Origin of the sequence: Actinoplanes sp. NPDC023936 (assembly GCF_040639325.1) — a bacterium.
Lineage (GTDB): Bacteria > Actinomycetota > Actinomycetes > Mycobacteriales > Micromonosporaceae > Actinoplanes.
The window spans coordinates 133,490-145,852 of record NZ_JBEZZR010000006.1 but is presented as its reverse complement, the minus strand read 5'-3'; the positions used below and the strand labels follow the sequence as shown (position 1 = coordinate 145,852).

Annotated in this window: 6 protein-coding genes; 4 read left to right on the top strand and 2 right to left on the bottom strand. The window is 73.8% G+C overall.

Features of this window, described 5'->3' with window-relative positions; genetic code table 11:
- Nucleotides 1-60 precede the first annotated feature (60 nt).
- Together AB0F72_RS10990 and AB0F72_RS10985 are read left to right on the top strand one after the other, a co-directional pair.
- Nucleotides 61-2,517: an EAL domain-containing protein gene (locus AB0F72_RS10990; RefSeq protein ID WP_360428729.1), complete on the top strand. Its 2,457-nt coding sequence runs from the start codon at nt 61-63 to the stop codon at nt 2,515-2,517.
- A gap of 143 nt (nt 2,518-2,660) precedes the next feature.
- Nucleotides 2,661-4,673 (top strand): thioredoxin domain-containing protein, encoded by a 2,013-nt coding sequence (locus AB0F72_RS10985; RefSeq protein WP_360428726.1) that lies wholly within the window; start codon nt 2,661-2,663, stop codon nt 4,671-4,673.
- Here the strand turns inward: AB0F72_RS10985 and AB0F72_RS10980 are convergent.
- On the bottom strand, nt 4,652-5,188 hold the full coding sequence (locus AB0F72_RS10980; RefSeq protein ID WP_360428723.1) for a Uma2 family endonuclease: 537 nt from the start codon (nt 5,186-5,188) through the stop codon (nt 4,652-4,654). The two genes, AB0F72_RS10985 and AB0F72_RS10980, sit on opposite strands and share 22 nt — an antisense overlap.
- Nucleotides 5,189-5,398: 210 nt before the next feature.
- On the opposite strand from AB0F72_RS10980, the gene AB0F72_RS10975 reads away from it, so the two are divergent.
- Both AB0F72_RS10975 and purE read left to right on the top strand, forming a co-directional pair.
- The gene (locus AB0F72_RS10975) at nt 5,399-6,541 is read left to right on the top strand and encodes a 5-(carboxyamino)imidazole ribonucleotide synthase (protein WP_360428721.1); all 1,143 of its coding nucleotides are present in this window, start codon (nt 5,399-5,401) and stop codon (nt 6,539-6,541) included.
- Nucleotides 6,541-7,038, top strand: coding sequence for a 5-(carboxyamino)imidazole ribonucleotide mutase (gene purE / locus AB0F72_RS10970; protein WP_360428718.1), 498 nt, complete (start codon nt 6,541-6,543; stop codon nt 7,036-7,038). Before AB0F72_RS10975 ends, purE begins: the two co-directional genes overlap by 1 nt.
- Here the strand turns inward: purE and AB0F72_RS10965 are convergent.
- Entirely contained in the window at nt 7,035-12,200 is a 5,166-nt protein-coding gene (locus AB0F72_RS10965; RefSeq protein ID WP_360428715.1) for a hypothetical protein, read from the bottom strand. The genes purE and AB0F72_RS10965 overlap by 4 nt on opposite strands.
- Nucleotides 12,201-12,363: the final 163 nt, after the last annotated feature.

Genomic DNA, 12,363 nt, shown 5'->3' with positions numbered 1-12,363 from the left:
CTCGTGACGCCCGGCGACCGCTCACGGCCCGGCCGCCCACAGCCTGGCCATCCCCGCCCGGTGTGCATCCTGACCGTGGCCGTCGTGGTGGCCGCCGTCGCCGCCGTGGTGCTCGGCGTCCTGCAGCCGGTGGAGCTCCCCGCCGACCGCCCGCTTCCCGCTGTCGACGGTGTCTGCGTCGCGGCCGTGCTGGCCGCCATCGCGCAGCTGGCCGGCCTCCGGTTCCGCCTCGGCCCGGACGCGGTCTCGGTCAGCTGGGCCGAAGCGGCGGTGGTGGTCGGCTTCGTGGTCGCCCCGGCCGGCTGGCTGCCCGCCGCCACCCTGATCGGCACCGGTGCGGCCTGGATGCTGCTCGCCTGGTTCACCGGCCTGCGCAACCCGGCCGAGATCGTCCACCTGGTCGCCTCGATGACCGTCGGCGTGGCCGGCGCCGCGCTCGTCACCACGACACTCGCCGGCGACGCCCCGATCGGCGGCGCCCGGCTGCCGCTCGCCCTGGTGGCCGGCGCCGCGACCTATCTCCTGATCACGTTCGGCCTGGTCGTGCTGACGCTGGTCCTGCACCGCGACGCGGCGCCCGGCCGGATCGCCGCCCGGGTCCTCCACGCCAAGCTGCCGATGTCGATCGGCAACGTGCTGGTCGGTCTCGGCGCGGTGTTCGCGCTGGTCCGTGAGCCGCTCTGGCTGCTCGCCTTCGGACCCGCACTCTGGCTGCTGCACCGCACCTACCGCTTCCACCTGCGCGCCGCCGAGGAACGCCGGATGTGGGAGGCCTTCGCGGTCGCCACCGCCCGGCTGCCCGGGACCAGCGAGGCCGAGGTGGCCCGGGCCGGCCTGCGCGGAGCGCTCGACGTCTTCGGGGCCCGCCGCGCCGAGCTGGAGGTCCGCGCCGGCAGCGGACACCGCCGTTACGCGCAGGACGGACCCGGCCTGGGCGACCCCGCCGCCGCCCGCTCCGGGCCGGCCATCACCCGCAGCATGGCGGTCGCCGGCCACCCGGTCGGCGAGCTCACCGTCTGGCTGGGTGAGCCCAGTCTGCCGGTGCCGCAGGACGAGGCGGCGATCACGGCGTACGGGGAGGCGCTGGCCGGCGCGCTGCACGACGCGGCGGCGCACCAGCGGATCGCCGAGCTGGACGCCCGCGCGGCGTACGACCGGGTGCACGACCCGCTCACCGGGCTGATCAACCGGACCGCGTTCGCCGATCGGGGCGAGCTGCTGCTGCGCTCGCTGGACCGGGGTCAGCACGTGGCCCTGCTGCTGCTCGACGTGGTCGACTTCCGCGAGGTGAACCGGACACTCGGCCACCGTGGCGGCGACGAGGTGCTGCGGCTCGTCGCGGAGCGGCTGATCGAGCTGGCCCGGCCGCTGGAGCTCGTCGCGCGCACCGGTGACGACGAGTTCGCGTTGCTGCTGCCGGCGATGGCCGCGCTCTCCGACCCGGCCGGCCGGGTCGCCGGGTCGCTGCCGCCGGCCCTGCGCCGGGCGCGTGAGCTGGTCGAGCAACTGCGGCTGCCGATGGAGGTGGCCGGGGTGCGCCTCGCCGTCGAGGTGACCGTCGGCGTGGTGGCGGAACGGCCGGGCCGGATCGAGGTGAGCGAGCTGCTCCGGCGGGCCTCGCTCGCCGTCGGCCAGGCCAAGGAGCTGAACGTCACGGTCGGGACCTACGACAGCAGCCAGGACGCGAGCAGCACCGACGACCTCGCGCTGCTCGCCGAGCTGCAGGACGCGTTCGCCGCGGACGATCAGATCGTGCTGCATCTGCAGCCCGCCGTCGACCTGGTGACGGCCGCGCCGACCGGTGTGGAGGCGCTGGTCCGCTGGCGGCACCCGCGCCGCGGGCAGCTCTCGCCGGGCGCGTTCCTGCCCGCCGTGGAGCGCAGCGAGCTGCTGATCCCGTTCACCCGCCGGGTGCTCGACCTGGCCCTCGCGGCCGCCGCCGACTGGGCGGCGCACGGCATCGACATCCCGGTCTCGGTGAACGTGTCGGCGCGCAGCCTCACCGACCCGACGTTCCCGGCCCAGGTGACCGAGGCGCTGCGCCGGCATCGGACGCCCGCGTCCCGCCTGGTCCTGGAGATCACCGAGTCGGTGGCGGTGAGCGAGCAGGACATCGTCGACGAGGTGCTGGCCCGGCTGCGTTCGTCCGGCGTGCAGATGTCGCTCGACGACTTCGGCACCGGGTTCTCCTCGCTCGCCTCGGTCACCCGGATGCCGGTCGACGAGATCAAGATCGACCGGTCGTTCGTGGACGAGATGATCGACAAGCCGGCGGCCGGCGCGGTCGTGCGTGCCGCGGTCGAGCTGGGCGCGCGGCTGGGCGTCCGGGTGGTGGCCGAGGGCATCGAGACCATCGAGCAGCGGGCCGCCCTGATCGAGCTGGGCTGCCCGATCGCGCAGGGCTACCACTTCTGCAAACCGCTGCCGGCCGACAAGATCGTCCAGGCGCTGGCGCGGCTGGCCGAGGAGGCGGGCTCGACGCCGGTGACCCGCCTGCGCGCCGACGGCGTCTCGTGAGGATGCGGCGGCCGCGCCGTGCCGGCTCCCCGGTCCGCGCGGGCATCTCCGCCGCTGAGGAATGAACGACGGCAGCCGGGGAACACGGAACCAGTTCGGCATGATCCGGTGTCAGTCTCAGTGTCAAGGTCAGGAGTGGCAGGATGGGCAACCGCCTCGCCGACGCAACGTCGCCGTATCTGTTGCAGCACAAGGACAATCCGGTCGACTGGTGGCCGTGGTGCGAGGAGGCGTTCGAGGAGGCCCGCCGCCGCGACGTGCCGGTGATCATCTCGGTGGGGTACGCGGCCTGCCACTGGTGTCACGTGATGGCGCACGAGTCCTTCGAGGACGAGGCGACCGCCGCGCAGATGAACGAGGGCTTCGTCTCGATCAAGGTGGATCGCGAGGAACGGCCCGACGTGGACGCCGTCTACATGACCGCCACGCAGGCCATGACCGGCCAGGGCGGCTGGCCGATGACGGTCTTCGCCACGCCCGCCGGCGACCCGTTCTTCTGCGGCACGTACTTCCCGCGCGCGCAGTTCGGCCGCCTGCTGACCAGCGTCACCACCGCGTGGCGTGACCAGCGTGACGACGTGCTCAAGCAGGGCTCGGCGGTGGTCGAGGCGGTCGGCGGCGCGCAGATGATCGGCGGTCCGACCGCGCCGATCTCCGCGGAACTGCTGGCGGCCGCGGCCCAAGGCCTCGCCAAGGAGCACGACCAGGAGTACGGGGGGTTCGGCGGCGCCCCGAAGTTCCCGCCGCACATGAACCTGCTGTTCCTGCTGCGCCACCACGAGCGCACCGGCTCCGCCGAGGCCCTGGAGACGGTCCGGCACGCGTGCGAGCAGATGGCCCGGGGCGGCATCTACGACCAGCTGGCCGGCGGCTTCGCCCGCTACGCGGTGGACAACACCTGGACCGTGCCGCACTTCGAGAAGATGCTCTACGACAACGCGCTGCTGCTGCGGGTCTACACCCAGTTGTGGCGGCTCACCGGTGACCTGTTCGCCCGCCGGATCGCCGACGAGACAGCGGCCTTCCTGGTGCGCGACCTCGGGACGGCGCAGGGCGGCCTGGCGTCGGCGCTGGACGCCGACACCGACGGGGTGGAGGGCCTCACCTACGCCTGGACGCCGGCCGAACTGGCCGAGGTGCTGGGCCCCGAGGACGGGGCATGGGCGGCTGACCTGTTCCGGGTGACGGCCGCGGGCACCTTTGAAGAAGGCAAGAGCGTGCTGGTGCTGGCCCGGGACATCGACGAGGCGGATCCGCCGATCGTGGAGCGCTGGCGTGATGTGCGGCAGCGGCTCCTGGCGGTCCGGAATGAGCGGCCGCAGCCGGCGCGGGACGACAAGGTCGTCGCGTCCTGGAACGGGCTGGCGATCACCGCGCTGGCCGAGCACGGCGCGCTCACCGGCTCGCCCGCCTCCCGGGATGCCGCGATCGCGCTCGCCGAGGTGCTCGCCGATCGGCACCTCGTGGACGGGCGGCTGCGCCGGGTCTCGCGCGACGGGGTGGCCGGTGAGCCGGCCGGCGTGCTGGAGGACTACGGGTGCGTGGCGGAGGCGTTCCTCGCGGTGCACCAGGTGACGGCTGACCGGCGCTGGCTGGAGCTGGCGGGGGAGTTGCTGGACGTGGCGCTGGCCCGGTTCGGCAGCGGGGACGGCGGGTTCTACGACACGGCCGACGACGCGGAGAAGCTGCTCACCCGGCCGGCCGACCCGACCGACAACGCCACCCCGTCCGGCCTGTCCGCGATCTGTGCGGCCCTGGTGGGTTACGCGGCGCTGAGCGGCGCCACGGAGTACCGGGAGGCGGCGGACGCGGCGCTCGCCACGGTCGGCCCGCTGATCGGGGGACACCCGCGGTTCGCCGGCTACGCGGCGGCGGTGGCCGAGGCGGCACTGACCGGCCCGTACGAGATCGCGATCGCCACGACCGACCGGACGGCGGCGGATCCGCTGGTGGAGGCCGCGCACTGGTCAGCGCCGGGCGGCACGGTGATCGTCGTCGGTGAGCCGGACCGGCCGGGCGTGCCGTTGCTGGCCGGCCGCCCGCTGATCGACGGGGCGTCCACGGCCTACGTGTGCCGAGGTTTCGTCTGCGACCGCCCGGTCACCACCCCGGGCGAGCTGGCCACCAAGCTGGGTCAGTCGTCCGAGGTCAAGTGATCGTTGGCGTCCGTCTGCAGGAGCCAGTTCAACGGGACCTTGGCGGAAACGTCGTAGGCGCCCGCGGCGTTGAGCCGGTGAAGCGTGACCGTGTTCGCGGTATCCCGTGCCACGGTCCAGTAGAGCGGGATGCCGGCGGCCGCGTATTCGACGACCTTGGTGAACTGATCGGTGGCCTCGGATCCGGGGGAAATGATCTCGACCACCAGAAGAAGGCTGTCGAGTCGCAGCCAGACCCCGTCGCCGGGATCGCGCGTCCACACCGTGAGATCGGGAATCCGTCCTGCCTCCCCTTTCGGCCCGGGGACGCGGATGCCGGGCACCTGGAGAACCTGTTCCTCCGGCCACCCGGCTCTGAGGAGCCAGGCCATCAGACGAGAGGCCAGCTTGGCGTGCTCGGCGTCCGGGGGAGGGGCCACGGTGAGCACTCCCTCGGTGCTGGTTTCGTATCGATGCCCGTGCCGGTCTGCCCCGATCAGCGCGGCAAGGTCGTCGAGCGTGACGGTGGCGGGCATCAAGCCGCCGATTGTCTCTGCGCTCATGAGGCCATGTTATCGGCGGGGTGGACCGAGTGTCGCGTTGCCGATTGTCAAGGGCTGGCAGGAAAGCGGCGGCAGCGCCCGGAGGGCGGGAAGAGCCCCGGTGCTGTCGGGGGAGGTGTGGCCGTACCGGGAAAAGGGGTTGATTTTGGGGTTGAGCTGCGCCGTCGCTAGGCTTGGCGCGCGATGGATACCCGAACCGGTCTGCCTGTAGTCGGCATGGTGGGTGGGGGCCAGCTGGCCCGGATGACCCACCAGGCTGCCATTTCCCTCGGCCAGTCACTGCGTGTGCTCAGTGAGAAGCCCGATGACAGCGCCGCGCTGGTCGCGGCCGACGTGCCGATCGGCACGCACACCGATTTGTCTGCCCTGCGGGAGTTCGCGAAGGGCTGCGACGCGGTCACGTTCGACCACGAGCACGTGCCGACCGAGCACATCGAGGCGCTCGAAGCGGAAGGCGTGAAGATCTTCCCGGGTTCGAAGGCGCTGGTCTTCGCCCAGGACAAGGGCATGATGCGGGAGCGCCTCGCCGCTCTCGGCGCGCCGGTGCCGCGGTGGCGGCGGGTGAGCACGGCCGAGGAGATCGAGACCTTCGCGGGCGGGTCCTGGCCGGTGGTGGCCAAGGCCACCCGAGGTGGGTACGACGGACGCGGCGTCTGGATGGTCGGATCTCCGGAGGCCGCCGCCGATCTCGTGTCGACGGGCATCCCGCTGATCGTCGAGGAGAAGGTGCCGCTGCGCCGGGAGCTCGCCGCTCTCGTGGCCCGGTCGCCGTTCGGGCAGGTCGCGGCATATCCCGTGGTCGAGACCGTGCAGAAGGACGGCATCTGCGTCGAGGTGATCGCACCGGCGCCGGGGCTCGACGACGACCTCGCGCTGGACGCGCAGCAGCTCGCCATCGACCTGGCCAACGAGCTCGGCGTGGTCGGCCTGCTCGCCGTGGAGCTGTTCCAGACCGACGACGGCATCGTCGTCAACGAGCTGGCCATGCGCCCGCACAACTCCGGCCACTGGACCATCGAGGGCGCGCGGACCTCGCAGTTCGAGCAGCACCTGCGGGCCGTGCTGGACTATCCGATGGGCTCCACGGCGCTGACCGCGCCGGTCGTCGTGATGGCGAACGTGCTGGGCGGCGAGCCCGGCGGCATCTCGATCGACGAGCGGCTGCACCACCTGTTCGCGTCGGACCCGGGCGTCCGCGTGCACCTCTACGGCAAGCAGGTCCGGCCCGGCCGCAAGATCGGGCATGTGACGGTGCTCGGCGACGATCTGGACTCGGTTCGGGCACGCGCTGTCCGGGCCGCCAAGTGGCTTCAGGAAGGCGAGTGATGGCACCCGTCGTCGGCATCATCATGGGCAGCGACTCCGACTGGCCCACCATGGAGGCCGCCGCGCTCGCGCTCGCCGAGTTCGAGGTGCCGTTCGAGGTCGGCGTCGTCTCCGCGCACCGGACCGTCCGCAAGATGGTCGACTACGCCGAGTCGGCGGCCGGCCGGGGGATCAAGGCGATCATCGCGGGCGCCGGCGGCGCGGCTCACCTGCCGGGCATGGTGGCGGCGCTGACCCCGCTGCCGGTGATCGGCGTGCCGGTCCCGCTCAAGCACCTGGACGGCATGGACTCGCTGCTCTCCATCGTGCAGATGCCGGCCGGCGTCCCGGTCGCCACCGTGTCGATCGGCGGGGCTCGTAACGCCGGCCTGCTCGCGGTCCGGATCCTCGGTTCGTCGGATCCGGTGCTGCGCCAGAAGATGGAGTCCTTCCAGGCGGGCCTCGAGAAGCTGGTGGCCGAGAAGGACGAGGCGCTGCGGGCGAAACTGCTCGGCTAACGCATCTTCGAGAGGACGCTTCGCAGCTCCTGGGTGCGGCGGCGGTTCTCGCTCGTCGCGCCCAGGAAGAGCAGCACCACACCGACCGGCACCAGCACCAGCCACGGCCCGACCAGGTTGAACCCGAACCAGAGCGCGGCGAACACGGTGGCGATCGCGCCGATCACCACCGGCGCCTGCTGCTGGGTCCGCGAGCCGACGATCAGCGTCACCACCGCGCCGAGCAGCAGCAGGACCGGGCGGATGTCGCCGCCGGCGTCGGCCAGCACGATGCCCATCGTCGGCACGAACGCGGCCAGCAGCGCCGGACCGTACGCCGCCCAGCTGCTCAGGTCCGGCCGGGTGTGCGCCTCCACCACGCCGACCGCCAGCGCCAGGCCGGCGAACGGCAGGGTGTAGGCCTCCGGGACCGCGACCTCGGCCAGCGCGATGAACAGCCACCAGCCGACGATCTCGAAGCCGACCGCCACCCAGAACAGCGTGCGCCGCTGCTGCGGGGTGCGGTCCGGCCGGGACGCGGTCAGGCCGAGCACGGCGCCCCAGGCGGCCAGCAGCGCGGCCAGGTGAGCCGGGGAGTCGAAGGCCAGCACGCCGGCGATCAGCGCGGACGCGTACCCGCACCACTCGACGGTGATCGCCTCGGCCCGGTACTGCGGCAGGCCCAGCCGCGGCAGCGCCGCCTCCAGCGAGAGCAGCACCGCGCCGACCGCGAGCACGCCGAACGCCGCCCACTGCCGCGTCAGCCCGGCCGAGATCGCCACGGTCATCACGAACATCTGACCCATCAGGGCCGCGAACAGCCAACCCAGGATCCGAGCCATCTGGGTACGGCCACCGACCGCCGCGACCAGTCCCACCCCGATCGCGCTGCCGAGCGTGAACAGGGTCAGCGGCTCCTCGGCCAGGCTGCCGGCCAGCCCGGCGCCACCGGCCAGCAGGCCGATCACGAAGACGATGCTGCGCGTGGTCCGCAGCAGTGGCGCCCGGGTCGCTGCCGGTGGCGGGGTCAGTGCCAGACCCAGCATCGAGATGGTGAAGACGACGAGCGCCGCGCCGGTCGCCGCCGGGAAGCCGGCGTGCAGCGCGATCGGCGTGATCAGCAGGGTCAGCGCCACACCCGGCAGGATCACCGGAACCGTCTCGGAGGCCTTGCCGCCGAAACCGAGCGCGGCCAGGGCCGCGGCGCCGGTCAGCAGGACGGCGGCCAGGGCGCTGGTGGCGTCCACGTTGCCGGCGTCCGGCACGGCCAGCGCCGGGATCGGGCCCTCCCAGATCGCGTTGATCTGCTTCAGCGGGTCGACCAGGGCGGCGCGCAGGGCCGGCGCGAGCGAGAAGAGCGCGAGCAGGGTGGGCAGCAGCGCCAGCCAGACCGCGCCGGTCGCCGGGTCGGCCAGCCAGCGCTCGCCGAGACCGCCGGCGGTCAGGCCGCTCGAGCGCAGCGTGCCGCGGCGGACCCGGACGTACCTCGGCGCCGGGTATTCCAGCGGAGCGATCCGCTGCACCGGCGCCGGGATCGAGCCGCGCAGCAGTTCCGCGAGCACGCCCAGCAGGGCGGCGGCCGCCGCGTACAACGCCGTCGGGTAGTCGGTGGGCACCGACGTGAACGCGGTGATGGTGGCGCCGAGCACCAGGCCGATCGTGGCCCACGGGAGGTACTGCGCGATGTACCTGCCGAGGGCGGCGAGCACGGCCAGGCCGATGCCGGACGCGGCGAGCGCGGCGGTGAGGACGACCTGGACGCCGTATCCCTGGTCGGCCGCGGCGCTGGCGAAGACACCGGGGAGCGCCAGCAGCACCGCGCCGGTGGCCGCGCCGCCGATCTGCGCCCGGTGCCGGGGGAGCGCGGTCTCCGGCATCTCGGCGTTCTCGGCGGCCTCCTCGGCGGCCTCCAGCGGTTCCGGGGCGGTGCCTCGGATCGGCATCCGGGCCAGCACCGCGACGAGCACGCCGAGCAGCACCACCAGCAGCAGGCCGAGCGCTGTCGCCCACGGGCGGACCAGGCAGGTGGCGACCGCGTGCAGCAGCACCACGGCGGCCACGGCGGCGCGGGCACGCCCGGCTGCCGGTGAGGGGGCGGCGACGGCGGCCAGACCGTACGCGATGGCGACCGCCCCGCCGACCAGCAGCGGCGCCCACCAGGGGAGGCCCAGCGCGTACGGCGCGCCGATCGTGGCGAGCGCGGCGGCCAGCCCGGACGCGCGGTGCGACCACGGCTTCGGCATCGCGATCGCGGCCGTGATGGCGATCATGACAAGTGCGAACGAGGCCTGCCAGGCGCCGGCCGGCGGGTCCTGCGCGTACCGGCTCAGGTCGCCGTCCCAGACCCGGCCCGGAACGGCGAGGATCCGCAGTCCGTCGACCGCCGCCTGCACACCGGCGATCAGGCCGACCACCAGGGCGGCGATGCCGAGACCCCGGGCCGGACCGCGTTTCCAGTCCTCCGGCAGCACCGTGACGCCCATCCCGACCAGCAGCACCACGACGCCGGCCACGGCGAGCGGCGCGTTCGGGAAGGCGAGCGCGGCGACCCGGGCCAGCGCGCCGCAGATCGCCACGGTGGCGGCCGCGGCCGCGATGTCCGGCCCGTCCAGCAGCCGGTCGTTGCGGCCGCGCTCGTCGATCGACTTGGCGAAGAAGAGCAGGCCGGCGGCGCCCAGCAGCAGCGCGCCCACCCACAGGTCGGGTGCGGCCGCGCCGGGCGCGAAGAGCGCGGCCAGGGCCATCGCCGTCGCACCGAGACCGGTGCCGAGGGTCAGCGGCAGGCTGATCTCGCGGCGGGCGACCTGATAGACGGCCGCGTAGCTGAGCGTGCCGGCGACCGCGAGGAAACCGGCGGCCAGGGCCGGAACCGTCGCCTGAGCGGTCGGCGGCGGCCCGCCGCCCGAGTCGGCGACCGCCAGGGCGGCGGTCACCGCGGCGCCGGGCAGCGCGAGCGCGGCGGCGCCGGACGCCCAGTCGCCGATCACCCAGGCGAAGATCCGGACCGGGATCTGCCGTGCGGCGATCGCCACCATCACGCCGGCCCCGCCGATCGCGGTCAGCACCGCGGCGGTCAGCCAGGAGGCGCTGAGCGAGGCGCCGGCGCCGAACAGGCCGACGACGCCGGCCGCGATGACGTGCGCGAACGCGATCCGGCGGGTGCTCGCCCAGAGACCTGCCGCGCCCAGGCCGATCGACGCGAGGACCAGCGGCCAGGGTGCCTCGGACCAGGGCAGGCCGAGCGACGCGGGCACGGCGAGCGCGGTCAGCGCGATGCCGGCGACAGCGCCCTCGTGCCGGATGCTCGATGGCAGGGCGAGCGCCGCCGCGACAGTCAGCAGCAGGGCGCTGAACGCCAGCAGCCAGCCGGACGGGCCGACCGCGTCGGCGAGCTGCTGACCGTAGGCGGCGGTGTCGGCGTTCCAGACCGGGCGGGCGGCGGCGACCGGGGCGAGCGCGGCCCGGAGCGCGTCGATCGAGACGACCAGTCCGATGATGGTCAGGGCGGCGGTGGACGCGTACTGCGGGCCGCGGCGGATCGGCTCGGCCAGCATGCCGACGACCGTGCCGGTGACCGCCACGGTCGCCGCGGCGATCACCAGGGTCCAGCGCTGGTCGACCACGTCGGTGAGCCGCGCGGTCGTGCCGATCACGGCGAGCGTCAGCACCGCGCCAGCGACGTTCATCGCGAGCGGGTTCTTCAGCAGCCGGGCGGCGAAGACCGCGGTGAGCGCGGCGGCGACGAGCACCAGGCCGGACCGGAAGGCGTCGCCGACGACCTCGGCCTGCAGCAGCGCCACCGAGGCGTAGATCAGCGCGCCCGCGCAGGCGAAGCAGAGCAGCGCGAACGTCAGCTCGCGGAGCCAGTCGGCGGACGGCGGGGTGGCCGGCGGCGCGAGCGGCATCGAACCGGCGGGTGGCGCGTCCTCAGGGCGCGGGCCCGGGAAGATCCGGGTCGGCAGCCAGCGGCGCCTCGGCCGGCTCAGACCGGAAATTATCAGGTCGGGCTCTTCCGGGCGGGACTCCGGGCGCGGCGGAGCGTCCGGATCGCCGAACCGGTCGCCGTCGGCGTCCGCGAGCGACTCACGATCCGGCGGCAGCGGCCGGCCCAGCGGCCAGCGCGGCACCAGACGGCCGCTGCGGATCACGGTGGTGAGCAGGAGCAGGTCGAGCACGGCCACGGCGGTCAGGGCCAGGCCCCAGCCGGCCGGGCTCTGGATCAACGGGTACGCCAGGAGCGGCGCGACGGGCTGTGCGGCGATGACCGTCGCGTAGCGCGGCGCGGCCAGCCGGGTGACCCCGGCGTAGATGAACCCGGCCACCGCGGTGATCGCGAACGTGATCCCGAGGTAGAGCGGCATCGGCACGTCCGGCCCGCCCACCACCGCGCTGCCGTGCAGCGCGAACAGCGTCATCGGGAACATGATCAGCCCGACCGCAGCGATGGACTCGCCGGTCGAGGTGAGACCCCGCCGGGCCACGCCGGGCGCGACGGTGAGAGCGATGCCGGTGGCAAGAGCCAGGATCAGGGTACGGCCGAACGGGTTGTCCACCGCCACGCCGGCGAAGACGACGGCTGCCACGCCGAGCAGCAGCGCGCCCAGCACGAGCAGGATGTTCTGCACGGACTGGGTGGACGCCTCCGGCGGATGCTGCGGAGGTGGCGGCTGCCGGCGCGGGCCGGCGCTCGGCCGCTCCACCCGCTCGGTCGGTGGCGGATCGTCGACCAGCATCGTGACGCCGTCGGTGGCGACGCCGGGGGGACCGGAGTGCCGGGTGCCCGGCTCGGCCCAGTCCGGGGGCGGCGCGGCGCGCCCGCCAGCCTCGGTCCGGTCCGCCGGCGTGCCGCGGCGGCCCGCCTCGGCCCGGTCCGCGGGCGCGCCGCGGCGGCCCGCGCGAGGCGGTGGTGGCGTTTCCTCGGGCTGCTGGGGCGCGCCCGGCGGCGGTGGTGGCGGAAAGTCGCCGGTGGTGGGCGGCTTGCGCCGGGCGGTCCGCTTGCTCTTGGTGCCCTTGGACTTCTGGGCGTGCGCGAGGATGTCCCGCTGGAACTGAGCTGCCTGGATCTTGCTGGCGATCTTCGTCCGCTCGGACGCGGCCTGCATGTCCTTGATCTTCAGTTCCGCGATGGAGGCGTCGATCCGAGCCAGATCGTCGGCGTAATCGGACTCGTCAGCCTGCGACACAGGACCTCCTCGACTCCTCTTGGTAACTAGAGCATGCCGGTCGGACACCTCATTAGAACAGTCTCAACCGGGTGGAGATCTGTGGAAACGGCACCGAACCCGACGCTTTTGCTGGGGGTACTTCCCGGGCGGGATCTTGCGCACACTTCCGACTGTTGCGTGG